At 58.7% G+C, this 23,101-nt stretch carries 20 protein-coding genes, 1 tRNA gene and 2 rRNA genes (1 of these 23 running past the window's edge); 11 read left to right on the plus strand and 12 right to left on the minus strand.

Annotated features, from left to right (window positions below; translation table 11 throughout):
• The first annotated feature begins 102 nt into the window (after window positions 1–102).
• From ACR3EG_RS17965 to ACR3EG_RS17990, 6 genes are read left to right on the plus strand one after another with little or no spacing between them, the layout of a single operon-like run.
• Window positions 103–1,257 (plus strand): LLM class flavin-dependent oxidoreductase, encoded by a 1,155-nt coding sequence (locus tag ACR3EG_RS17965; RefSeq protein WP_480497534.1) that lies wholly within the window; start codon window positions 103–105, stop codon window positions 1,255–1,257.
• On the plus strand, window positions 1,257–2,147 hold the full coding sequence (locus ACR3EG_RS17970; protein ID WP_480497532.1) for an aldo/keto reductase: 891 nt from the start codon (window positions 1,257–1,259) through the stop codon (window positions 2,145–2,147). Before ACR3EG_RS17965 ends, ACR3EG_RS17970 begins: the two co-directional genes overlap by 1 nt.
• Entirely contained in the window at window positions 2,147–2,662 is a 516-nt protein-coding gene (locus ACR3EG_RS17975) for a flavin reductase family protein (RefSeq protein WP_170355478.1), read from the plus strand. The genes ACR3EG_RS17970 and ACR3EG_RS17975 overlap by 1 nt, the downstream gene beginning before the upstream one ends.
• A 53-nt stretch (window positions 2,663–2,715) precedes the next feature.
• Window positions 2,716–3,303, plus strand: coding sequence for a TRAP transporter small permease (locus ACR3EG_RS17980; RefSeq protein WP_480497530.1), 588 nt, complete (start codon window positions 2,716–2,718; stop codon window positions 3,301–3,303).
• The gene (locus tag ACR3EG_RS17985; protein ID WP_209196873.1) at window positions 3,304–4,593 is read left to right on the plus strand and encodes a TRAP transporter large permease; all 1,290 of its coding nucleotides are present in this window, start codon (window positions 3,304–3,306) and stop codon (window positions 4,591–4,593) included. It abuts the gene before it with no gap.
• Between the two features lie 25 nt (window positions 4,594–4,618).
• Complete coding sequence (locus tag ACR3EG_RS17990) at window positions 4,619–5,680, plus strand: TRAP transporter substrate-binding protein (protein ID WP_170355481.1); 1,062 nt, start codon at window positions 4,619–4,621, stop codon at window positions 5,678–5,680.
• Between the two features lie 30 nt (window positions 5,681–5,710).
• On the opposite strand, the gene ACR3EG_RS17995 is transcribed toward ACR3EG_RS17990, so the two are convergent.
• Window positions 5,711–6,181, minus strand: coding sequence for a tetratricopeptide repeat protein (locus tag ACR3EG_RS17995; protein WP_170355482.1), 471 nt, complete (start codon window positions 6,179–6,181; stop codon window positions 5,711–5,713).
• A gap of 84 nt (window positions 6,182–6,265) precedes the next feature.
• Here ACR3EG_RS17995 and ACR3EG_RS18000 point away from each other — a divergent pair, with 84 nt between their 5' ends.
• Entirely contained in the window at window positions 6,266–7,465 is a 1,200-nt protein-coding gene (locus tag ACR3EG_RS18000; RefSeq protein ID WP_480497528.1) for a cytochrome-c peroxidase, read from the plus strand.
• 32 nt (window positions 7,466–7,497) lie between these two features.
• Here the strand turns inward: ACR3EG_RS18000 and gcvP are convergent, their stop codons facing one another.
• The 3 genes from gcvP to gcvT all read right to left on the minus strand — a co-directional run bounded on the left by gcvP (window position 7,498) and on the right by gcvT (window position 11,940).
• A complete protein-coding gene (gcvP, locus tag ACR3EG_RS18005; protein ID WP_480497526.1) occupies window positions 7,498–10,353 on the minus strand; it encodes an aminomethyl-transferring glycine dehydrogenase in 2,856 nt (951 codons plus the stop codon).
• 108 nt (window positions 10,354–10,461) lie between these two features.
• Window positions 10,462–10,827, minus strand: a complete 366-nt coding sequence (gcvH, locus tag ACR3EG_RS18010) for a glycine cleavage system protein GcvH (protein WP_480497524.1) — start codon at window positions 10,825–10,827, stop codon at window positions 10,462–10,464.
• 18 nt (window positions 10,828–10,845) lie between these two features.
• On the minus strand, window positions 10,846–11,940 hold the full coding sequence (gene gcvT / locus ACR3EG_RS18015; protein WP_480497522.1) for a glycine cleavage system aminomethyltransferase GcvT: 1,095 nt from the start codon (window positions 11,938–11,940) through the stop codon (window positions 10,846–10,848).
• A gap of 352 nt (window positions 11,941–12,292) precedes the next feature.
• Here gcvT and ACR3EG_RS18020 point away from each other — a divergent pair, with 352 nt between their 5' ends.
• The 4 genes from ACR3EG_RS18020 to ACR3EG_RS18035 are packed head-to-tail and all read left to right on the plus strand — an operon-like array spanning window position 12,293 to window position 15,782.
• Window positions 12,293–12,943, plus strand: a complete 651-nt coding sequence (locus ACR3EG_RS18020) for a histidine phosphatase family protein (protein WP_480497520.1) — start codon at window positions 12,293–12,295, stop codon at window positions 12,941–12,943.
• 10 nt (window positions 12,944–12,953) lie between these two features.
• Complete coding sequence (locus ACR3EG_RS18025) at window positions 12,954–13,568, plus strand: glutathione S-transferase family protein (RefSeq protein ID WP_480497518.1); 615 nt, start codon at window positions 12,954–12,956, stop codon at window positions 13,566–13,568.
• A gap of 15 nt (window positions 13,569–13,583) precedes the next feature.
• The gene (locus ACR3EG_RS18030; RefSeq protein WP_480497516.1) at window positions 13,584–14,636 is read left to right on the plus strand and encodes a saccharopine dehydrogenase; all 1,053 of its coding nucleotides are present in this window, start codon (window positions 13,584–13,586) and stop codon (window positions 14,634–14,636) included.
• A 3-nt stretch (window positions 14,637–14,639) separates the two neighbouring features.
• Window positions 14,640–15,782 carry a saccharopine dehydrogenase family protein gene (locus ACR3EG_RS18035; protein WP_480497514.1) on the plus strand — a complete coding sequence of 381 codons (1,143 nt, stop codon included), beginning with the start codon at window positions 14,640–14,642 and terminating at the stop codon, window positions 15,780–15,782.
• A gap of 109 nt (window positions 15,783–15,891) precedes the next feature.
• Here the strand turns inward: ACR3EG_RS18035 and ACR3EG_RS18040 are convergent, their stop codons facing one another.
• The 8 genes from ACR3EG_RS18040 to ACR3EG_RS18075 form a co-directional block, all read right to left on the minus strand.
• Window positions 15,892–16,092, minus strand: coding sequence for a DUF1127 domain-containing protein (locus ACR3EG_RS18040; protein WP_170355491.1), 201 nt, complete (start codon window positions 16,090–16,092; stop codon window positions 15,892–15,894).
• A 42-nt stretch (window positions 16,093–16,134) separates the two neighbouring features.
• The gene (locus tag ACR3EG_RS18045) at window positions 16,135–16,371 is read right to left on the minus strand and encodes a DUF1127 domain-containing protein (RefSeq protein WP_480497512.1); all 237 of its coding nucleotides are present in this window, start codon (window positions 16,369–16,371) and stop codon (window positions 16,135–16,137) included.
• A gap of 403 nt (window positions 16,372–16,774) precedes the next feature.
• Window positions 16,775–17,980: an acyl-CoA dehydrogenase family protein gene (locus ACR3EG_RS18050; protein ID WP_480497510.1), complete on the minus strand. Its 1,206-nt coding sequence runs from the start codon at window positions 17,978–17,980 to the stop codon at window positions 16,775–16,777.
• 170 nt (window positions 17,981–18,150) lie between these two features.
• A complete protein-coding gene (locus tag ACR3EG_RS18055) occupies window positions 18,151–19,179 on the minus strand; it encodes an AraC family transcriptional regulator (protein ID WP_480497508.1) in 1,029 nt (342 codons plus the stop codon).
• A gap of 61 nt (window positions 19,180–19,240) precedes the next feature.
• On the minus strand, window positions 19,241–19,879 hold the full coding sequence (gene parA, locus ACR3EG_RS18060; protein WP_480497507.1) for a ParA family partition ATPase: 639 nt from the start codon (window positions 19,877–19,879) through the stop codon (window positions 19,241–19,243).
• A gap of 485 nt (window positions 19,880–20,364) precedes the next feature.
• A tRNA-Met gene (locus ACR3EG_RS18065) sits at window positions 20,365–20,441 on the minus strand.
• 45 nt (window positions 20,442–20,486) lie between these two features.
• Window positions 20,487–20,601: ribosomal RNA gene (gene rrf, locus ACR3EG_RS18070) — 5S ribosomal RNA — on the minus strand.
• Window positions 20,602–20,788: 187 nt separating this feature from the next.
• Window positions 20,789–23,101, minus strand: a 23S ribosomal RNA gene (locus ACR3EG_RS18075); it runs 547 nt beyond the window's last position.

A 23,101-nucleotide genomic window follows, 5' to 3' on the forward strand; every position in this document is an offset into this window, starting at 1 on the left:
GGTGCTTCACCGAGTCGCGGAAAAAATTGATACACCATTGATCTACATCAAAGCGATTGCTACGCAAGAGGAAAGTCAAAAGATGCACGGAGAACGAATCAAATGACCATCGTCCCCATCACATCCCCCGATCTGGATGCGGCCGAGGTTTCGTGGTTCGCCGCGCTGTGCTCAGACGATTATCAGTTTCTGGGTGTCCCGGATGGTGACCTGCGATCGAGTTGGGAGCATTGTTCCGGCATCGTCCGCGAGGCCGAGGCGCAAGGGTTCCGCAACATCCTGTGCCCGTCATCCTATCAGGTCGGTCAGGACACGCTGAGTTTCGTGGCTGGCTGCGCGCCGATCACCGACAAGATCAACCTGCTGGCTGCCGTGCGTTGTGGCGAGATGCAGCCGATCATGCTGGCGCGTACAATTGCAACGCTGGATCACATGCTGCAAGGGCGGCTGACGGTGAACATCATCTCGTCCGATTTTCCCGGCGAAAAGGCCGACAGCGCGTTCCGCTATCAGCGGTCCCGCGAGGTGGTCGAGATCCTCAAGCAAGCGTGGACACAGGATGAGATCAACCATGCGGGTGAGGTCTATAACTTCTCGGGCCTGACCACCGATCCGGCCAAGCCCTATCAGACCGGCGGTCCGTTGCTGTATTTCGGAGGCTATTCTCCATCCGCGCTCGATCTTTGCGGCGAGCATTGCGATGTCTACCTGATGTGGCCCGAAACCAAGGATCAACTGGCCGAGCGGATGAAGGCCGTTCACGCCGTGGCTGAAAACTACAACCGCACGCTGGATTACGGTCTGCGCGTTCACATGATCGTCCGCGATACCGAGGCCGAAGCGCAGGAATATGCGGACTACATCGTTTCGAAGCTGGATGACGAGTATGGTCGTGCGATCCGAGAACGGGCGCTGGATTCGACCTCTCTGGGCGTGGCGCATCAGGCCAAGAACCGTGATCTGGCGGATGAGTATGGCTATGTCGAACCGGGCCTGTGGACCGGCGTTGGCCGCGCGCGCTCGGGCTGTGGGGCGGCTTTGGTCGGATCGACCGATCAGGTGATGTCCAAGATCGAAGAATACCAGAAGATGGGTATCCGCGCTTTCATCTTCTCAGGCTATCCGCACATGGATGAGGCCCGCCATTTCGGGACCCGCGTCCTGCCCAATCTGAAAACCTGCTCGCTGCCCGAAGAATACGGGCGCGTGCCTGCAAAGACCCCGGCCACCCCGCTGGGCAATGGAGTTCGTCGCTGATGCAACGTGTGAAACTATCCGACACGCTGGAACTGAGCCGCATTGTATATGGTATGTGGCGCATCGGGGATGACGATGACACCTCGGCCGCGCATGTCGAGGCCAAGATACAAGCCTGTCTGGATCAGGGGATCACCAGTTTCGATCAGGCGGATATCTACGGCGACTACACGGCCGAAGGCATTCTGGGTGCCGCCCTGCGCGCCAATCCGACCCTGCGGTCAAAGATGGAGATCGTCACCAAATGCGATATCGTCGCGCCCTGCGGACGGTATTCGGACGCGAAGGTCAAGTACTACGACACTTCGCGCGCGCATATCCTGAAATCGGTCGATACTTCTCTGACCGAGATGGCCATCGACCATATTGACCTGTTGCTGATCCACCGTCCTGATCCGTTCATGAACCACCATGAAACCGGCGCCGCACTGGATGAGGTGGTCGCCAGCGGCAAAGTGCGCGCTGTCGGCGTGTCGAACTTCCGTCCCTGGGACTGGAACCTGCTGCAATCGGCGATGAAGACGCCGCTGGTCACCAACCAGATCGAGCTGTCTCTGGGTCAGATAAGCCCTTTCACCAATGGCGATCTTGCCTTTCATCAGCAGCACGGCCAGAACGTTATGGCGTGGTCTCCGCTGGGGGGTGGGTTGCTGATGGCCGGAAACCCTCCGGTCGGCATAGTTGCAGATGAGATAGCTGCCGAATTCGGCGTGGATCGCGCGGCAGTCGCCATCGCTTTCCTATTGGCGCACCCAGCAGGAATTCTTCCGGTTATGGGCACGAACAATCTGGACCGGATCAAAAGCATCTCGGACGCATTGAAAGTAAATCTGGATCGCGAAAGCTGGTTCCGCCTGTACGAGGCGGCGCTGGGGCATGAGGTACCATGATGAACGCAATCTCAAAGGACATCACTCACACATTCGTCCCTCACAAAGACGACACCCGCACCTTGCGGGACGCTTTTGGCAAGTTTGCGACCGGCGTGACCATCGTCACCTGTGACAGCGACGATGGCCCGGTCTGCATCACCGCCAACAGCTTTTCATCGCTGTCGCTGGACCCCCCGTTGGTGATGTGGGCCGGAGACCGAAATTCGCGCCGGTTCCCCTATTTCCACAAGGCGCGCCATTTCAGCGTGCACGTGCTATCGTCGGAGCAGGCCGATCTATGTTTTGGCTGCTCGAAAGACGCGTTCGCCCTGCGGGATATCGACCACGACCGCTGCGGAAACGGAACACCTCTGCTGCCGGATTGTCTGGCGCGGTTTGAGTGTGAACAGCACGCCTATCACGATGCAGGTGATCATGTGATCGTGGTGGGCAAAGTCCTAAAAGTCAGCATGGCGGACGGAGACGCGCTGACATTCTACGCCGGGAAACTCGGCCAATTTGCGCAGCACTAAGCGCGATTTGACGACCGCGGGACAAACCTGCGGCTGAACAAGGGAGGATCCGCATGGGCGGACTGGCAACGGCGCTTGCGCCGATTGCATTCGTGAACGAAACCGTGCTGCGTTTGGGCCGCGCGGTTGGTGTCGTTGCGATTGCATTGATGGTGATCGCAATCCTGATTCAGGTGTTCTTCCGATACGTTTTAGGCAACGCCCTGCCCTGGCCAGATGAGGCCGCGCGCTTCTGCATGTTGTGGATGACCGGGCTGATGGCCCCCACCGCGTTCCGGCGCGGCGGGTTTGTGGCGATTGATATGCTGCCCATGATGCTGCCACGCGTGCTGGGGCAGGTGTTGATGCTGTTTCTGCTTTTCGTCTCGCTGGCGGTGTTGGCCGTCGCAGTGAATATCGGCTGGTCCGAGGTCACGGGTTTTGGCGGCCGTTTCGCCACGGCAGCGCTCTATGTTCCGACCTCGCTGGGGTTTGACGAGTGGTACCGCGTCCCGCGCAGCTGGATGATGGCATCGCTGCTGGTGGGGGTATTCCTGCTGCTGGTCGTCAATATCGAGCTTATCCTGCGGTCGATCGTCAAGATGATGGGCGGCGAGGGCCTGCTGCCCGAAATCGCAGATGCACCAGTGGGGGCTGAATAGATGCTGATCTGGTTCCTGCCCACCTTCCTGATTTTCCTGATGATCGGCCTGCCGGTCTTTTTCGCGCTTTTGGCCGCGCCCGGCATTCTGCTGTGGCTGAACGGTCAGACCGCCGACATCACGCTGCTGTACCGAAACGTCTACAACGGTATGGACAGCTTCCCGTTGATGGCCATTCCCTTCTTCATGCTGGCCGGAGAGTTGATGAACCGTGGCGGCATCACCATCCGTCTGGTCGAGTTCTCGCAGGCCCTGATGGGGCACCTGCGCGGCGGTCTGGCCCACGTGAATGTCCTGAGTTCGATCCTGTTTGCCGGGCTATCGGGCTCGGCGGTCGCAGATACCTCGGCACTGGGGTCTATGCTGATTCCGGCGATGGAGAAGCAGGGCTATACCCGCCGCTTTGCCGCTGCGATCACGGCAGCCAGTTCGGTGATCGGACCAATCATTCCGCCCTCGGGCATCATGATCATCTATGCCTATGTGATGGGTGAAAGCGTGGCCGCCTTGTTCCTTGCGGGCATTGTGCCGGGTGTGATGGTGGGCGTTGGCCTGATGCTGATGATCAAGGTGATGGCCGACAAATACGACTTCCCCGTCGCCAGCCGCAAATACACGTGGGGCGAGCGTCGTCAGGCCAGCCTCAAAGCGTTCTTCCCGCTGCTGACCCCTGTCATCATTCTGGGCGGTATCCTCGGCGGCATCTTCACCCCGACCGAGGCTGCTGCGGTCGCTGTAGGCTATGCATTCATCATCGGCTTCTTCGTTCTGCGCACGCTGACCCTGAAAGAGGTGCCCGAGATCCTCAGCAACGCGGGTCTGACCTCGGCCGTGGTTTTGCTGCTGGTGGGCGCTGCGATGGCATTCAAGACGGTTGTCAGCCTCAGCCATGCGCCTGAACAACTGGCGGCACTGATCCTTGGCCTGTCAGAAAACCCGCTGATCCTACTGTTCCTGATCAACCTGTTGCTGTTTGTCGTGGGCATGTTTCTGGATGCAGGCCCTGCGATCATCATTCTTGGTCCCATCCTTGGCCCCATCTTTACAAGTCTCGGCGTGGACCCGATCCACTTTGCCATTATCATGAGCGTCAACCTGACCGTCGGCCTGGCCACTCCGCCCATGGGGTTGGTCCTGTTCGTGGCCGCCGCCGTATCGCGCGAAAAGGTCGAAACCATTGCCAAGGCGATCCTGCCGTTTCTGGCTGTCGAAATCATAGTGATCTTCCTGATCACCTATGTCCCCGCACTATCCATGACGATCCCGAGGATAACGGGATTTGCAAACTGAACTGAGTATCACAGGGAGGAAACGAATGCTCAGAGACTTCATCAAAACCGCTGCGGTGGCCACCTCGCTGGTGGCTGCATCCGCACTTGCCGCCACCGCCGCAGACTATACCCTGCGGGCGACAGCCAACTCGAACGAAAACGACGAAGACTATGATGGTCTGATCGTCTTCAAGAACTACGTCGAGGCTGCCTCGAACGGCGCCATCGAGGTGGAATTGTTCATCGGCACGCAGCTGTGCTCGAACGGGGCCGAGTGCCTGCAAGGCGTGGCTGACGGTACGATCGACATCTACATTTCTACCTCGGGTGGCGCGTCGGGCATCTTCCCCTACGTGCAGGTTCTGGACCTGCCTTATCTGATGGCGGATGATCGCGTGGCCGAGCATGTCTTGTCCGGCGATTTCACCCGCAAGGTCCGCGACATGGCGCTTGAGGATTCCGGCGGCGCGATCCGTCTGATGACCATTGGCAACACCGGCGGCTGGCGCAACTTCGCCAACACCCAGCGTCGCATCGCCGAGCCTGCGGATATGGAAGGTCTGAAAATCCGCACTGTGGTCGCCGACCTGCCGCAAGAGCTGGTCAAGGCACTGGGTGCATCGCCCACCCCGATCCCGTGGCCTGAACTGTTCACCAGCTTCCAGACCGGTGTGGTTGAAGGGTCCAAGAACGGGATCACCGACATCATGGGGATGAAATTCCCCGATGCCGGTCTGCAATACGTCACACTGGACGGCCACGCCTATATGGGCGCGTTGTGGTGGATGAACAACGCCAAGTTCCAGGAGATGCCCGAGGACATGCGCCGCGTGGTGGTCGATGGGTTCTATGCGCTGCAGCAGGCCACCTTTGCCTCGCCCAAGCGCAAGTCGATCCAGGCCTATGAAGATTTCGTCGCCGGTGGCGGGGATCTCTATGTGCCGACACCCGACCAGAAAGCTGCGTTCAAAGAGGCCGCAACGCCGGTTTATGACTGGTTCCAGTCCAACGTGGCCCGCGGGGATGAGGTGTTCAACGCCCTGACCGAAGCGGTTGCTGCAGCCGAGGCAGATATCAACGCCTCTCGCGATGCGGATCTGAACTAAGCGAAAGGGGCCGGGCGCTGAGTCCGGCCCTTACCGAAACGGGTACATCCACCCTTTGTAATCATTCACCAGCACATGCGCCCTTTCAATCTGCTCCGGCGACATTTTCTTGACCACTTCCTCAAGGCTGATCGCCGCATCGGGATCACCGCCAATGGCACTGAGCGTGTACCACATATACGCCCGCACCAGATCGGGCGCAGGCATGCCCAGACCCAGCTCATAGTACCAGCCGACACCCGACTGCGCCCCCGGATGCCCCTTCATCGAGGCACGCAGATACCAGTCAAATGCCCGCTCGTAATCCTGCTCGACCCCCAGCCCAAGGCCGTACATGACGCCGATGAGTTCTTCGGCCTCGGCATTGCCAGAGCGCGCGGCTGGCAGCAGTTCCTCACGCGCGGCCTCAAATTCACCCGCTTCCATCATGTCGCGCGCTTGCTCCAACTCGGCCAGCGCCGGGGTCGCAAAAAGGCAAAGGGCAAATACAAGCTGGCGCATGGGGTTTTCTTCCTTTTCGTCGGAGCGGCTGCGGCTCAGGACTTGCCGCGCCCGCTGACCGATGATGACTTTATCCTCTTTGATATGAAACAGGCCGCTATTGGTCATCAACTGTTTTACGACCCCATTCTGTCGGGCAACCAGAACATTTCCTGTGCCCACTGCCATCATCCTGATTTCGGCACCTCGGACGGGTTATCGCTGGGTATTGGTGAAGGCGGGCAAGGCTTGGGGCCAGATCGGACACCGGGCGTAGGAGCCGATAAGATTCGCAAACGCATCCCCCGTAATTCACCGGGGCTTTGGAACCTTGGCGCGAAAGAGATTCACACCGTATTCCACGATGGCCGCCTGAGTATCTCGGATGTCTACGGCAACGGGTTTAACTCTCCGGCGCAGGAATGGTTGCCTGAGGGGCTGAACTCGCTGCTCGCCGCACAGGCGCTGTTCCCGCTGACCTCACAATTCGAAATGGCCGGCAATGTCGGCGAAAATCAGGTGACCGGAGCGGTTGCCGACCGAATTGATCTGGGCTGGCCGATCCTTGCCAAACGCGTGCGCACCGATCCGCGCTATGGCCCGGCCACGGTCGCTGCTTTTGATGAGGTCAACACGACCGAGGACATCACAATCACCCAGATCGCCAACGCCTTGGCCGCGTTCATGGCGGTTGAATGGCGCAGCACCGACAGCGCGTTCGATCAATACCTCGCGGGTGACTCCTCGGCGCTGACGGCGGAACAGAAGGGCGGGATGGATCTTTTCTATGGCAAAGCGCAGTGTTCGACCTGCCATTCCGGGCCGCTGATGTCAGATCAGGAATTTCACGCCTTAGCCTTGCCCCCTTTTGGGCCGGGCCGCACGCGGCAATGGGACCCCTATGTGCGCGACGTCGGCCGCATGGGGGAAAGCGACCGTCTGGAGGATGCTTATCGCTTTCGCACGCCGATGTTGCGAAACGTTGCTCTGACCGCGCCCTATGGGCACAACGGAGCGTTTCCGGACCTCGAAAGTATGATCCGACACCACCTGAACCCCGAAAACAGCCTGTCGATATGGAATCGTGATATGGCTGACCTGCCGAACGTTCCTTGGTTGCACAAAGCCGATTTCGTCGTCTGGGACGACCGGTTGGAAATGGCGCGTGTGCGCGGCAAGGTAGACATCACGCCATTGGAATTGTCCGAAGCTGACATCGCAAGTCTCGTGGCATTCCTCAACGCACTGACGGGATCCAGCGTGGACTCCCCGCCATTCGGGGTGCCTAAAGGCTTCGTTCCCTAAGAAAAACCCCCGCCAAGGCGGGGGTTTTCTGTTTATTCCGCCGCTTCCGCGTATGCGTCCATTGGTGGACATGTGCAAACGAGGTTGCGGTCGCCGTATGCGTTGTCGACGCGGTTGACGGGGGACCAGTATTTGTCGACGCCCATCGAGCCCGGAGGGAAACAGGCCTGTTCACGGCTGTAAGGCCGGTCCCAGTCGCCAACCAGATCGCGCACCGTATGGGGGGCGTTTTTCAACGGGTTATTTTCCGCGTCGATTCTGCCGTCGATGATATCCTGCGCCTCGGATCGGATCGAGAGCATGGCGTCGCAGAAGCGGTCCAACTCATCCTTGGGCTCAGATTCCGTCGGCTCGACCATCAGGGTGCCTGCCACCGGCCAGCTCATGGTCGGGGCGTGAAAACCTGAATCGACCAGACGTTTGGCTACGTCATCGACGGTCACATGCGCCTCGGCGTCCAGCGGACGGGTGTCGAGGATGCACTCATGCGCCACTCGGCCCGACTCGGACGTGTAGAGGATCGGATAGGCCTCGCTCAGACGCGCCGCGATGTAGTTGGCGTTCAGGATCGCCACCTTGGTCGCTTGCGTCAGACCCGCGCCCCCCATCAGCAGCACATAGGCCCAGCTGACCGGCAGAATGGACGGAGACCCAAAGGGCGCCGCCGAGACCGGACCCACGGCGGTGCCGTATTCCGGGTGGCCGGGCAGATGCTCTTCCAGATGCGCCTTGACGCCGATGGGACCCATGCCGGGGCCGCCACCGCCATGGGGGATGCAGAAGGTCTTGTGTAGGTTCAGGTGGCTGACGTCGCCGCCAATGTCACCGGGGCGCGACAGACCCACCATGGCGTTCATGTTGGCGCCGTCGATATAGACCTGACCGCCGTGATCATGGGTGATCTGGCAGACCTCCTGCACGGTGGTCTCGAACACGCCATGGGTCGAGGGGTAGGTGATCATGCAGCCGGCCAGATGGTCGGAGTGCTTCTCGGCCTTGGCGCGGAAATCCGCAAGGTCGATATTGCCGTTCTCATCCGATTGCACCGGCACCACCTGCCAGCCCACCATCTGCGCCGAGGCCGGGTTGGTCCCGTGTGCCGAGGTTGGAATCAGGCAGACATTGCGGTGCCCTTCGCCGCGGGCGAAGTGATAGTTGCGGATGGTCAGCAGGCCTGCATATTCACCCTGCGCGCCCGAGTTGGGCTGCTGGGAGATCGCGTCATAGCCGGTGATCTGGCACAGCTTGTCGTTCAGATCGGCAATCATCTCGTGATAGCCCTGCGCCTGATCTTCGGGGCAGAACGGGTGCAGGTTGCCGAATTCGGGCCAGGTGACCGGGATCATCTCGATCGTGGCGTTCAGCTTCATGGTGCAGGAGCCCAGCGGGATCATCGCGCGGTCCAGCGCCAGATCGCGGTCGGCCAGACGGCGCATATAGCGGGTCATCTCGGCCTCGGCCCGGTTCTTGTGGAAGATCTCGTGGGTCAGATACGACGTCTCGCGTAGCGCGTAGTCTGGCAGGCGATAGGCCACGTTCGAGCTGTCATCCTTGCGGTCGATGCCAAAGGCCCCCCAGACGGCCTCAATCGTTTCAGCGCGGGTCTGTTCATCCAGGCTGATGCCGACCTTGGTGTCGCCGACCTTGCGCAGGTTGATGCCACGGGCCACGGCGGCCTCCATAACGGTGGTCTGCAAGTGGCCGACCTCGACCGTGATGGTGTCAAAGAACACTTCGGGTTCGACCGAGAAGCCCGCCTCTTCCAGACCGGCGGCCATGCGCGAGGTTTTGCGGTGCACCGATTGCGCAATCGCCTTGATGCCGTCGGGGCCGTGATAGACCGCATACATCGAGGCCATCACCGCCAGCAGCGCCTGCGCGGTGCAGACGTTCGAATTCGCTTTTTCGCGGCGAATGTGCTGTTCGCGGGTCTGCAGCGCCAGCCGATAGGCCTTGTTGCCCCGGCTGTCGATGCTGACGCCGATGATCCGGCCCGGCATCGCCCGTTTCAGCTTGTCGGTGGTCGCCATATAGGCCGCGTGCGGGCCGCCATAGCCCATCGGCACGCCAAAGCGCTGGGTCGAGCCGATGGCGATATCCGCGCCCATCTCACCCGGTGACTTCAGCAGCGCCAGCGACAGGATGTCGGCGGCGACGATGGCGATGGCCTTGTGTTCATGCAGCGCCGCGATCTCGGCGGTGAAGTCGCGCACATGGCCATGGGTGCCGGGGTACTGGAAGATCGCGCCGAAGACCGCGCCTGCTTCCAGTTGGTCGGGGTCAGCCACCTGTACGTCGATGCCCAGAGGCTCAGCGCGGGTTTTGATCACCGCGATGGTTTGTGGGTGGCAGTTGCGGTCGACAAAGAAGGCGGCGTTATTGGCCTTGGACCGACCACCGCGTTTGGCCATCGCCATAGCTTCGGCTGCGGCGGTGGCTTCGTCGAGCAACGAAGCATTCGCCACGTCCAGCCCGGTCAAGTCGCTGACCATAGTCTGGAAGTTCAACAGCGCTTCAAGCCGGCCTTGGCTGATCTCGGGCTGATAGGGCGTATAGGCGGTGTACCAGGCCGGGTTTTCCAGAATGTTGCGCAGGATCGGAGCGGGCGTGGTGGTGCCGTAATATCCCTGCCCGATCAGTGAGGTCAGAACCTTGTTCTTGCTGGCCACCTCTTTCATATGGAACAGCGCATCGCGTTCGGTCATCGCCGGACCCCAGTCCAGCGGCTCTTTCTGGCGGATCGCGGGCGGGACGGTGGCGTCGATCAGCGCGTCCAGCGTCTTGAAGCCGATCACCTTGAGCATGTCGCGCATCTCGGTCGGGCTGGGCCCGATATGGCGGCGATTGGCAAAGTCATAGGCTTCGTAGTCGGTCAGTTTGAAAGCCATTGCAGCGCTCCTATGAAAAAGTCAGACACGGCGGAGGCTGCGGGAGCCTCCGGCGGAGGTATTTATAGCCAGATGAAGGGCGGATCCGTGTAAAGACCCGCCGTTGAATTAACCGATGAAGTCCTTGTAGCCGGCCTCATCCATCAGATCTTCGAGCTGCGACGCGTCCGTGATCTTGATTTTGTAGATCCATGCATTGCCTTCTGGGTCTTCGTTCAGTGCGCCGGGATTGTCGGCCAGCGTCTCGTTCACTTCAATGATCTCACCATCAACCGGAGCATAAAGCTCGGACGCCGCCTTGACGGATTCGATGACGCCGATCTCGCCGTCCTTGGCGAATTCTTCGCCGACTTCCTGCTGTTCCACGAAGACCACATCGCCCAGCTGTTCCGCCGCGTGTTTGGTGATGCCCAGAGTGGCGGTGTCACCATCGACGTCAATCCACTCATGTTCTTCGGAATAATAGGTTGCCATTGGGTTTTTCTCCTGACTTCAACGCTTGTAATTCTGGGTAACGAAGGGCAGCGCCACGATCTGCGCCGGTTGCGGCTTGCCCCGAATGATCAAGTTGACCACCTCGCCCGGTTCGCCATGGCCTGCGGACACATAGCCCATTGCCACAGGGCCACCGACCGTGGGGCCGAACCCGCCAGAGGTTATCCGACCGATGGTGTTGCCTTCCGTGCACTGGATCTCAACACCCTGACGGGCGGGCGCGCGGCCTTCGGGTTTTATGCCGACCAGCTTGCGTGCGGGGCCCTCAGTTAGTTCTTTCTGGATGCGGTCGGCACCGGGAAAGCCGCCTTCTTCCTTGCGGCGCTTTTGGATCGCCCAACTCAGCGAGGCCTCGATGGGCGAGGTCGTTTGGTCGATGTCATTGCCATAAAGGCACAGCCCAGCCTCCAGCCGCAGGCTGTCGCGCGCGCCAAGGCCCGCCGGTTCACAATCCTCATGCGCCAGAAGGGCGCGGGTGATCTCGATGGCCTTGTCCTCGGGGATCGAGATCTCGTACCCGTCCTCACCGGTGTAACCCAGGCGCGAGATACGGCATTCAACGCCGTTGACTTCCGCCACGGTGGTTTCCATGAATTTCAGATCCCGCGCCGCAGGGCAGAGCGCGCCCACCACATCCTCGGCCTTCGGCCCTTGCACCGCAACCAGCGCACGGTCGAAAATCTCGATCACTTCGACGCCGTCCAGATGTTCGCGCATATGCGGAATATCCTGATGTCGCAGCGCCGCGTTCACCACCACAAAGTAATGATCGCCCGCATTCGACACGATCAGGTCATCCATGATCCCGCCTTCCCGGTTGGTAAAGAACCCGTACCGCGCCTTGCCGTCCTTCAGCGTAGCATAAGCCTGCGGGCAGAGCGCTTCCAGCTTCTCGCCCACATCGTCACCGCGCAGGATCACCTGACCCATGTGGCTAACATCGAACACCGCCGCCTTTTCGCGACACTGCTTGTGTTCCCCCATGATCCCCAACGGGTACTGAACCGGCATCTCCCAGCCCGCAAAATCAACCATCTTGCCGCCCAACTCAACGTGCAGATCATACAAAGGCGTACGCTTAATCTCGGTCATGGGTGGTCGCTTTCCTAAGCCGTTTTCACAGACTGTCGCAAACGTCCCGTCCTGCAAAAAGGCGGTGTTCCGCCAGCCTCCCACTCCTTTGCTGTAAGTCAACAGAGGTAAACACGTGTTCCACACCAGAGCGGGCTGCAGGACCTTCGGGAATGGGTATACACCCGCATGCCACAGCTTGGTTTCCTATAGGAAACTTTTTTTCGTAACGCAATAGAAAACCCCCCTGTCCTGCGTAAAAAACTGACCATGGGGAAAGCTTCGAACGGCCAAGATTTTGCAAACAGATTTCCAAACGCCTCTGGTCCCGGCCCACAACCTGCCCTAAGACTTTGCGGCAAGAGGGACAACCATGTCACATATTACACTGGTGCGTCACGGGCAGGCCAACACCGCCGCGCGAGACGAGCAAAGCTATGACAAACTCAGCGATCTGGGTCATCAGCAAGCACGCTGGCTGGGCGGGCATCTGCAGGACACCCGCGCGCACTATCCCCGTGTCTACAGCGGCACGCTGACCCGGCATGTGGAAACAGCGGCGAGCATGGGCTTGCCGGAGCCGATCCGCGATCCGCGTCTGAACGAGATCGAGTATTTCACCCTCGCGCAGCTTTTCGAACAACAGCACAACGTTATGGTTCCCACCGACCGTGAGGGATTCGTCGACCACCTGCCCCGGACATTCACGGCATGGGCCAATGGCCAGATCGCGGACGCGCCCGAAACCTTTGCCGCGTTCGAGGCACGCGTCGCAGACGCCTTGCACGATATCGGAACCGAAGGCGGGCCAGCGATTGTGGTGACCTCAGGCGCGCTGATTTCGATGGCAGTGCGGCAGGCGATGGGGCTGGACATTCCGGCGATGGCACGGGTGGCGCTTGCCATCATGAACACGTCGATGCATCGTCTGCATCCGATTGGCAGCCAGTTGAGTCCGGTATTGTTCAACGCGGTGCCCCATCTGGAAGCGCCCGACCGGCACTACGCCCAAACCCACCTGTAAGGAGGCCCCGATGCAGCTTTATTACGCCCCCCGCACGATTTCGGTCGCTGTGGCCATCGCTTTGGAAGAAGCCGGGTTGGAGTACGAGGCGATCAAGCTGGACTTTGCGGGCGGTGAGCAGACCAAACCTGCCTACAAACAGATCAACCCCAAGGGCCGCGTGCCTGCGTTGGTGGTGGATGGCGGCATTCTGACCGAGACCGGCGCGCTGCTGGATTACATCGCGGCGGTTGCACCACAGGCCGGGCTGGTGCCGTCCGACCCGATCATGGCCGCGCGGATGCGCGAAGTGATGTATTACCTTGCCTCGACCATGCACGTGAACCACGCCCATAAAATGCGCGGGGAGCGTTGGGCCGACAAAAAATCCAGTTGGCAGGATATGCAGGGCAAGGTCGCGCAAACGATGACCGCGTCCTGTGACTATATCTGCTCGAACGGGCTGCGGGGGCCATTTGTGCTGGGGGATGAGGTCTCGCTGGCGGACGTTTACCTCTATGTGGTTTGCAGCTGGCTGGAAGGTGACGGCGTTGACGTCGCAGCCTTTCCCAAGATTATCGCGTTCCGCGAAGCGATGGAGGCACGGGCCTCGGTTCAGGCCATACGCGCCACCGAAATGCTCTGAACATAAGGAACTGACATGACACATCTCTGGGTCCGGGCAGAACAGCGCCCGAACGAGGAACGGGTCGGGCTGACCCCCGAAGGTGCCGCCGCCCTGATCGCCGCAGGCATCCGCGTGACGGTTGAGGAAAGTTCCGTGCGCGCCCTCCCGCTGCAGGGTTACAAGGACGCAGGCTGTGAGATCGCGCCCGAGAATGCGTGGCCCGAGGCCCCGCTGGATGCGATCATCTTTGGCCTCAAGGAACTGCCCGAGGACGGCACGCCCTTGCCGCATCGTCATATCATGTTCGGCCATGCCTATAAGGGGCAGCATTCCGGGCGCGCTTTGTTGGAGCGGTTCAAGGCCGGCGGCGGCACGCTCTACGATCTGGAATATCTGGTGGGCGAAGACGGCCGCCGGGTCGCCGCCTTTGGCTATTGGGCCGGTTACGCGGGTGCGGCGGTCACGCTGAAAACATGGGCTGCGCAGCAGCGCGGGCAGGAATGCCCTCCGGTCGGAGTGTACCCAAACAAATATGCGCTGAACGCCGAACTGCTGGCCGAGCTGGACGCCACCGGCACCCGCCCCCGTGCAATCGTCATCGGCGCTTTGGGCCGCGTTGGCACGGGCGCGGCCGATATGTGCGAGGCGATGGGCGTTTCCGTCACCAAATGGGACATGGCCGAGACTGCCAGCGGCGGCCCCTTCCCCGAAATCCTTGACCATGATCTGTTCCTGAACTGCATCTTTGCCCGCCCCGGCACGCCGGTTTTTGTCCCGCACGAGGCGCTGACCGCGCCGCGCAACCTGACCGCCATTGGCGACGTGGCCTGCGACCCGGACAGCGACTACAACCCGGTGCCGGTCTATGACCGTGCCACCACATGGGACGCGCCCGCCCTGCGCGTGGCAAACGATCCGGTGATGGACGTGATGGCCATCGACAACCTGCCCTCGATGCTGCCGGTCGAAAGCTCGGAAGACTACGCCGCGCAACTGCTGCCCTCCCTGCTGACCCTGACCGATCTGAACAGCGGCGTCTGGGGCCGGGCTGAGACAACTTACAAAACCCATATTGAAGGGATCTGAGCGATGACAATTCACTGGTGTGGCACCGGCCTGTCGGCCATCCCCGGCCTGCGCCGCTTGATCGAGGGCGGACATAAAGTCACTGTCTGGAACCGGACCATCGACAAGGCCCGCGCCGAGGTCGGAGACCTGACCGACGACATCCGCGCCTTTGACATCGACGCCTTGGGCGCGGTGCTGAAACGGGGCGACGTGATCGTCTCGATGCTGCCGGGCGACTGGCACGTGCCGCTGGCGGAACTGGCGATATCGAAGCGCGCGAACTTCGTGTCTTCGTCCTACATCGCCCCCGAAATGCGCGCGCTGAATGACAAAGCCCGCGAGGCCGGTGTTGCACTAGTCAATGAGGTCGGGCTGGACCCGGGCATCGACCACCTGATGGCGCACGCCTTGGTGGCCGATTATCGCGCGTCCGACGCGTTCGATGCGCAAAACCACCTGAGCTTTATCTCCTATTGCGGTGGCATCCCGAAAAATCCCAACCCGTTCCGCTATAAATTCAGCTGGTCGCCTCTGGGCGTTCTGAAAGCCCTGCGGTCGCCCTCAAAATCCATCCGGGACTACGCGCCGCTGGATGTGGCCCGCCCGTGGGACGCGATCACCAGCTATGTCGCGCCGCTGCCCACACCCGAAAGCTTTGAGGTTTACCCAAACCGCGACTCGATCCCCTTCATGGCCGAATACCAGTTCGAGGATCACTGGCCAGTCAAGGAATTCGTCCGCGGCACCCTGCGCCTGAACGGCTGGGCCGACGCATGGTCGGACGTGTTCACCGAGATCGAAACCCTGTCCGGCCCCGAAGGCGACGCGCGTCTGAAAGAGATGTCGGACCAGTTCTGGGATGAGAACGCCTATGATGAAGGCGAGCCCGACCGCGTTGTTCTGTGCGTGGGCCTGAAAGCCGAGAAAGAAGGCGTCGAGACCTGGCACAAAACCTATGTCATGGATGCATGGGGTGACGCGCGAGGCACGGCGATGGCGCGTCTGGTCTCGATCCCGGTATCCTTGGCAGTTGAGGCGGTTCTGAACCGCGCGATCCCCGCCGGAGTGCATGCCGCCCCCAGCGATCCGAAACTGGTGCAAGCCTGGATGGCCGAAATCGACAAGCTGGCCCAACATCTGCAAGTGGTCGATCACCAGGCCTGACCACACCACAAACCTTCATGCGAATAAAAGCCGTTCTGAAACCCTCAGAGCGGCTTTTTTGGTTCTCTCGCGTCCTACATCATTGTCGGCAAGGGATGGGGCAGGCATCTCAGATATATCTTGCGATCATCTCGTCAATATCCGTGCGATTGATCCCCATCTCAGAAAGCTGACGATCACTCAGGCAGTTCAGTTCTTGCGCGGCTCGAACGATATCGGCACGGATAGCATGGATTTTCATTGCCCGGTCAAACAGCACCAAAGCGCTCGTGCTTGGGGTTGCGCCCGAGCAAGTATGTGTATCAAGCATCATATCCCTCCACCTTCAAATCCAGTTTCAACAATGCGACGCTTATTGCACGCGGTGGTCATACGGCATCTGGTGATAGACGCTTTGATACGCGCGCTGCTTGATCTCGCTCCGGGGGATGCCGATGTCCTCCAGCTGTTGATCGCTCAGCTTCTCCAAAACGCGGACTGTATTGCCATAAATTTTACGGCGAAATTGTTCGACGCGCACTTCTGCATAGTTCGAAAACAAGCTAAAAAACAAACCCTTCCGAGGGCTGGCTGTCTGTGCGTAGTCCATCTTCTCCTCCTTTATCACTAAGGTGATGTTGCCGGGCACACAGTCGATAAAGGTTGGCCCGATTAACGAATGTCTGGCGGAGAGTTAAACTTTGTTAATGTCAGTAGCTCTGCGATTGAGGCGCAAAATCCTATGCAAACCCAGCGCGACGCGGACGTGACCTCAAATCAGAAATTCCACTGGGGAAGTTCGCGACGCGTCCGTCACCTCTTCGCAATCTAAGCCCAAGGCACTGAAACGATGGTGATGACTAAGTGAGCGCAGCAGTCCGCGCGAGCCTTAAAAAAATGTCGCGCAAACCAAGAGATTGATCCGACCCGGACTTACGCTCAAGCAAGAAACCCAGCCTTCTTTCGAAAGCTGGGCTTTGGAGTCTTGTGCCGGCAGGCACGCCGCATCTGACTTATTCGGCCGCAACGGATGGGCTGGCGTCGTCGGTCTCTCCGAACCCTTTAGGCACCGGAAGATCAGGCAGACCAGCGGCGCGTTTCTGCAGCGCCCGGCCGATCACAACCCGGCTGATCTCGGTCGTTCCGTCCACAATACGCAGCATCTGCGCCAGACGTGACAAGCGATCAAGCCCGTAGGGTTGCAGCAGGCCCATTCCACCAAGAACCTGTGTACAGGTATTGGCCGCCTTGACCGCCGCATCCGGCACAAACCGTTTGGCATGGGCTGCCATCAACGGGCCTTCGGGCGTTCCCAGCGCTTCTGCCGCTTTGCGGTACAGCAGCTTCGAGACTTCAAGCTCGGTCGCGACCTCACCCAGCATCCACTGAATTCCATCTAGCTGAAGGTTTGTGCCACCAAACATCTTGCGGTTTTTCGAATAGGACAGCGCGGTATCCAACGCCGCTTGCATCAGCCCGCAACACCCCGAAGCAATCGAAACACGGGCGATATCGATCGCCATCAATGATCCCTGAAGTCCCTGACCAACCGGCAAAATGATGTTGTCTTCGCTGATAACAACCTTGTCGAGATACATTTCACCAATCGGGAGGAAACCGTAAGAGGGTGTGTCGTACAATGGCCCGAAGCTGACACCCGGTGCGTCAGCGGGAATCGCGATCATCGCCATGTCCTTGTGGCCCGGCGCGTCGCTTGTCTTGACGACAGTGAAGTATACATCCGCCTCAGTCGCCAGGCTGACCCATGCCTTGGCACCGCTGATCGTCCACGTACCGTCCCCGTTGATGGTCGCTCGGGTGTACATCTTCATGGGGTCAGACCCGGATTGAGGCTCGGTCAACGCGAAGTTCGCCAATTTGCGACCAGAGGTCAGATCACGTGCCCATTTTTCCTTGAATGCATCGGTCCCGTAACCACATCCGGCGAAAGTGCAGATGTTATGCATGGACAATGCAAAAGCATAGGCGCCATCGCCAAGCCCCAGTTGTTCGTAGACCTGAATACCTTCTGACAGAGGAAGACCCTGACCGCCCCACTCCTCAGGAGCGTACAGGCCCGTCAACCCGACAGCACCCGCCTTGTCCGAGGCGTCACGAGGCCAGGTTCGTGCCGCGTTCCATGCATCCACGTTGGGTGCAATGACATCCTCGGCATGCTGGCGCGCGGCCTCGAGAATTGTGGCGAGTTTTTCTGACATGAGAAGTCCTTTCACAAGCAATGTTGCCCGAAATCGTCAACCCACCGACCACCCTAGAAACAAGCGAATTCGGCACACTGAACGTTTCAGTTATTTTTAAAGGTTCTATCCGCGCGTCGGGATGCTCGCCATCTCATGAGACGACAGGCAATTGTCCAAAAGTGACAAAATCATCGAGATCCAATCGGTGAGCGCCTGTAGGCACTCGGAGCAGCCCCTGTCCATCTTTGGAATGCTTTGTGAAAGCTGGCCGACGACGAAAACCCAAGATCCTGAGCGATCGCCTCAACGCTTTTGCGCCCTGCCTGAAGGTGCCCAATGGCAATGTCCCGGCGCAGGGCATCTTTGATCGCCTGAAAGGATGTGCCGTCTGATTCCAATCTGCGCATCAGGGTGCGCGGTGTCATATTCATTGCTTTCGCAGCCGCCGACAGGTTCGCGTGATCCCACCCCGTTTTGGTTAGGAAACTTCGCACCCGTAGAGACTGGGTGTGTTCACTTGATCGCGTGAATATCCAATCTCTTGGCGCGTTTTCCAAAAACAAGTCGAGGTCGCGCGTCTGGCGGGCATGAATCGGACCCAATACACTTGCGTCAAAAGAAATGAAGGAGGCCGGCTGAGCGAAATGTACCGGCGCAGGAAAGATAACCGAATAATCCTCGTCAAAGACCGGACGGTCGAACGAAAACCCCACGGCTTTGACAGGCACTTCACCTCGGGCCAGCCAGGACATGAGGCCGTGGGCCAGCTTTAGGATCAACATATGACCAAACCGCTGGGCCTCGACCTCGTACACAGGCATAAGCGCCAGTTCGACGGCTTGATCGGCCTCGGTCAATTCGAACTGGTAGTCGTCCAGTAACAGGTTCCAGAAGGTTGAGAACCGATAGAGCGCCGATGACAATGACGTCGCTTCGCGAACAGACGTCAGCAAGTGCTGCAAGGCTCTGGGTCTAATCGGACGCGACCAAAGACCCATCATCTCGTCTCCGGTTTCAACAGCCGCCAGCTGATACAGGTCGACAATCTGATCCAGTGTTACCCGGTCCTGACGCGTATCGCCCGCCGACGGCAGTTCGGACCGTTCCAATAACGACCCAAAATGTGAAACCGTGCAAAGTGGCTCCAACGCCGACAGCCAGTCGGCGATAAACTCACTTGAAACCGTCGAAAACAGATTGGGTGATGTTTCGGTCATTCACGCTCTCTGCCACAGACGATCCAAGACCGCAAAATTCCAACTGAGCGGCCTTCAGGGGTCAGCCATTCAAAAGCCCCGCGACCTCATCCGCAAGCGCGCGCACCTCTTCTGCAGCGGAATTGGCGCGCTTCGCCTCAAGCACACCCAGCCCTTGACCTAAAGCTTCTGCATATATCACCCTGTTGGCCAATGAGGATTGAATCTGCGTCGCTCCAATCTCGCTAAGGGATTTCGCAACATCTTCGCCGACGCGAGTGCCAGCCCGGGTTCGATTCAAAACGATTTGAGTCGGCTTCCCGATACGGTCAGCCAGATCCAGAATATCATGAGTTGCCCAAACATCCGCCTGACTGGCCGAGACCGGCACCAACACAAGGTCAGATTCGCGCAGGACCCACCGCACATCACTGTCGGCTTTGGGCGGTGTATCGACAAGCACGATATCAGCATCCCCGCCGACACCACGAATTGCCCGTGAAATTCCATATGCGGTCGCCGTCGAAAACCGAAGGTCTGCGTTCTCGCCAAAGGTTTCTTCGCGCACGTCCAGCCATTTCCCAAGACTTCCCTGCGGATCGGTATCCACAAGCGCGACGCTTTTCCCTTCTTGCAGGAAGGCGATCGCCAGATTCGAGACAAGCGTCGTCTTCCCCGCCCCGCCCTTTTGCTGCGCCACACAGATTATACGACCACCCATAGATCAAGCCTCCAACAGCCATTCTGCACCGCAGAATAGCGTGTCAGACAGGGAAAGGCGATAGGAGCGTTTGGGGATCATATCCGGCCAACAAGGCACCGTCAAAAATCAATGGCAACAACGAGTTTGTTGCGCATACATTAAAGCGCGAGTTCGCTCTTGTTGCTTCCACAGTGCTTCCAGTTGTGTTTGTCGCAACGCAAGAAGCCCCGCGAGTTGCGAAGTTAAGTTTTTGTTATCTGACTGGAAGTATTGGTTGGGGGAGTAGGATTTGAACCTCTGACCTTCAGGTTATGATCCTGACGAGGTTTGCTCGTTAAGCCAGCAGTCCAGTGGACTGTTTGTAGTGTGAACGGGCTGTTTAAAGATTGGTTGGGGGAGTAGGATTTGAACCTCTGACCTTCAGGTTATTAGCCTGACGAGGTTTGATCGTTAAGCAAACAGTCCAGTGGACTGTTTGTAGATCGAACGGGCTACTTGGATTTTGGTTGCGGGGAGAGGATTTGAACCTCTGACCTTCAGGTTATGAGCCTGACGAGCTACCGGACTGCTCCACCCCGCGCCAGATGTTCTTTTCATCGTTTAGAGAGATATGGGCTTTTTCTAGGTTTGGCGGTGACCTACTCTCCCGGGGCTTAAGCCCAAGTACCATTGGCGCGGCAGTGCTTAACTTCCGGGTTCGGGATGGGACCGGGTGTTTCACTTGCGCTATGACCACCAAACCGAGGAAAAGCCCTCGGTCGACTTTCTTGCTGTGCAAGAAAGCGACTATGCAGGAGGCAGCGTATTCGCGAAGCGGATGCGCATTCCTGCACGGTTGTTATGTCAATCAACATCGTCGTTTGAAGCGACGAAGTCATCCATGTTTACTGAGGTGTATGTTTTTGATTTGTCTTTCCATTACTGGATCAAATCAAGCCTATCGGGCGATTAGTACCGGTCAACTGAACGCATTACTGCGCTTACATCTCCGGCCTATTGACGTGGTGGTCTTCCACGGCCCTCAGGGAGACCTTGTTTTGAGGGGGGCTTCCCGCTTAGATGCCTTCAGCGGTTATCCTGTCCGATCATAGCTACCCAGCACTGCCGTTGGCACGACAACTGGTCCACCAGTGGATCGTTCACCCCGGTCCTCTCGTACTAGGGGCAACTCCTCTCAAGTCTCCTACACCCACGGCAGATAGGGACCGAACTGTCTCACGACGTTCTAAACCCAGCTCACGTACCTCTTTAAACGGCGAACAGCCGTACCCTTGGGACCTGCTCCAGCCCCAGGATGAGATGAGCCGACATCGAGGTGCCAAACACTGCCGTCGATATGGACTCTTGGGCAGTATCAGCCTGTTATCCCCGGCGTACCTTTTATCCGTTGAGCGATGGCCCTTCCACTCGGGACCACCGGATCACTATGGCCGTCTTTCGACTCTGCTCGACTTGTCAGTCTTGCAGTCAGGCTGGCTTCTGCCATTGCACTCAACGAGCGATTTCCGACCGCTCTGAGCCAACCTTCGCGCGCCTCCGTTACGCTTTAGGAGGCGACCGCCCCAGTCAAACTACCCGCCACGCAGGGTCCCGGATCCGGATAACGGACCGCGGTTAGACATCAAGAGTGCGAAGGGTGGTATCTCAAGGGAGGCTCCACAGGGACTTGCGTTCCTGCTTCAAAGCCTACCACCTATCCTGCACATCACAATCCTGATGCCAGTGCGAAGCTGTAGTAAAGGTGCACGGGGTCTTTCCGTCTAACCGCGGGAAGCCTGCATCTTGACAGGCAATTCAATTTCGCTGAGTCGATGTTGGAGACAGCGGGGAAGTCGTTACGCCATTCGTGCAGGTCGGAACTTACCCGACAAGGAATTTCGCTACCTTAGGACCGTTATAGTTACGGCCGCCGTTTACCTGGGCTTCAATTCAAGGCTCTCACCTCTCCTTTTAACCTTCAGGCACCGGGCAGGCGTCAGACCCTATACGTCGTCTTGCGACTTCGCAGAGCCCTGTGTTTTTAATAAACAGTCGCCACCCCTGGTTTGTCCAGCCCCTAGTTGCCTAGGAACCGGGCCTCCTTCTCGCGAACTTACGGAGGTATTTTGCCGAGTTCCTTCAACATCGTTCTCTCAAGCGCCTTGGTATGCTCTACCAGTCCACCTGTGTCGGTTTAGGGTACGGTCTTACAGGAGGGCTATTTCCAGGAACCTCTTAGCAGCCCATTCAATCCAATAAGGATGAACTACCTTCGAGATCCGTCACCACTCCACGGCTCAGGAATATTAACCTGATTCCCATCGCCTACGCCTTTCGGCCTCGGCTTAGGGGCCGGCTTACCCTGCTCAGATTAGCTTTAAGCAGGAACCCTTGGACTTTCGGCGAGTGTCTCTCACACTCTTTGTCGCTACTCATGTCATCATTCTCACTAGTGATCTCTCCACGGGATCGCTCACGCGCCCGCTTCATCGAAAACACTCTATCCTGCGCTACCGCCTATTCGGCTACTTGAGCGCGATTGCTCGCGCCAAATGACCGGCGATAATACAGGATGAGTGCTATGTCACACTACGCTCTGCTACCGATGCTTACGCATCCCTAGACTTCGGCTCATGGCTTGAGCCCCGTTACATCTTCGCCGCAGGACAACTTATTTAGACCAGTGAGCTGTTACGCTATCTTTAAAGGATGGCTGCTTCTAAGCCAACCTCCTGGTTGTTTTGGTCGTCCCACCTGCTTTCCCACTTAGCCATGAATTGGGGGCCTTAGTCGTAGGTCAGGGTTGTTTCCCTCTCCACTACGGACGTTAGCATCCGCAGTGTGTCTGCCATCTAGTACTCCCGGGTATTCGGAGTTTGGTTAGGATCAGTAAGCCTGTGGGGCCCCATTACCCATCCAGTGCTCTACCCCCCGGGGTATTCGGATGACGCTCTACCTAAATAGATTTCGCAGAGAACCAGCTATCTCCGAGTTTGATTGGCCTTTCACCCCTAGGCACAGCTCATCCCGATCCTTTTCAACGGATGTGGGTTCGGTCCTCCAGTAAGTGTTACCTTACCTTCAACCTGGCCATGCCTAGATCACTCGGTTTCGGGTCTGATCCCACGAACTCATACGCCCTATTAAGACTCGCTTTCGCTACGCCTACACCTAACGGCTTAAGCTTGCTCGTGAGACCAAGTCGATGACCCATTATACAAAAGGTACGCCGTCAGATCTCGAGGATCCTCCGACTGATTG

This window comes from Ruegeria sp. AM7 (assembly GCF_056535965.1).

What these genes read in the sequence shown, in the direction of transcription:
- ACR3EG_RS18050 (WP_480497510.1), bottom strand. Translation starts at nt 17,980, where the DNA reads ATGTCAGAAAAACTCGCCACAATTCTCGAGGCCGCGCGCCAGCATGCC.
- gcvP (WP_480497526.1), bottom strand. Translation starts at nt 10,353, where the DNA reads ATGGCTTTCAAACTGACCGACTACGAAGCCTATGACTTTGCCAATCGC.
- ACR3EG_RS18035 (WP_480497514.1), top strand. Translation starts at nt 14,640, where the DNA reads ATGACAATTCACTGGTGTGGCACCGGCCTGTCGGCCATCCCCGGCCTG.
- ACR3EG_RS17995 (WP_170355482.1), bottom strand. Translation starts at nt 6,181, where the DNA reads ATGCGCCAGCTTGTATTTGCCCTTTGCCTTTTTGCGACCCCGGCGCTG.
- ACR3EG_RS18040 (WP_170355491.1), bottom strand. Translation starts at nt 16,092, where the DNA reads ATGCTTGATACACATACTTGCTCGGGCGCAACCCCAAGCACGAGCGCT.
- parA (WP_480497507.1), bottom strand. Translation starts at nt 19,879, where the DNA reads ATGGGTGGTCGTATAATCTGTGTGGCGCAGCAAAAGGGCGGGGCGGGG.
- ACR3EG_RS17975 (WP_170355478.1), top strand. Translation starts at nt 2,147, where the DNA reads ATGAACGCAATCTCAAAGGACATCACTCACACATTCGTCCCTCACAAA.
- ACR3EG_RS17970 (WP_480497532.1), top strand. Translation starts at nt 1,257, where the DNA reads ATGCAACGTGTGAAACTATCCGACACGCTGGAACTGAGCCGCATTGTA.
- ACR3EG_RS17990 (WP_170355481.1), top strand. Translation starts at nt 4,619, where the DNA reads ATGCTCAGAGACTTCATCAAAACCGCTGCGGTGGCCACCTCGCTGGTG.
- gcvT (WP_480497522.1), bottom strand. Translation starts at nt 11,940, where the DNA reads ATGACCGAGATTAAGCGTACGCCTTTGTATGATCTGCACGTTGAGTTG.
- ACR3EG_RS18055 (WP_480497508.1), bottom strand. Translation starts at nt 19,179, where the DNA reads ATGACCGAAACATCACCCAATCTGTTTTCGACGGTTTCAAGTGAGTTT.
- gcvH (WP_480497524.1), bottom strand. Translation starts at nt 10,827, where the DNA reads ATGGCAACCTATTATTCCGAAGAACATGAGTGGATTGACGTCGATGGT.
- ACR3EG_RS18020 (WP_480497520.1), top strand. Translation starts at nt 12,293, where the DNA reads ATGTCACATATTACACTGGTGCGTCACGGGCAGGCCAACACCGCCGCG.
- ACR3EG_RS17965 (WP_480497534.1), top strand. Translation starts at nt 103, where the DNA reads ATGACCATCGTCCCCATCACATCCCCCGATCTGGATGCGGCCGAGGTT.
- ACR3EG_RS18030 (WP_480497516.1), top strand. Translation starts at nt 13,584, where the DNA reads ATGACACATCTCTGGGTCCGGGCAGAACAGCGCCCGAACGAGGAACGG.
- ACR3EG_RS17980 (WP_480497530.1), top strand. Translation starts at nt 2,716, where the DNA reads ATGGGCGGACTGGCAACGGCGCTTGCGCCGATTGCATTCGTGAACGAA.
- ACR3EG_RS18000 (WP_480497528.1), top strand. Translation starts at nt 6,266, where the DNA reads ATGAAACAGGCCGCTATTGGTCATCAACTGTTTTACGACCCCATTCTG.
- ACR3EG_RS18025 (WP_480497518.1), top strand. Translation starts at nt 12,954, where the DNA reads ATGCAGCTTTATTACGCCCCCCGCACGATTTCGGTCGCTGTGGCCATC.
- ACR3EG_RS18045 (WP_480497512.1), bottom strand. Translation starts at nt 16,371, where the DNA reads ATGGACTACGCACAGACAGCCAGCCCTCGGAAGGGTTTGTTTTTTAGC.
- ACR3EG_RS17985 (WP_209196873.1), top strand. Translation starts at nt 3,304, where the DNA reads ATGCTGATCTGGTTCCTGCCCACCTTCCTGATTTTCCTGATGATCGGC.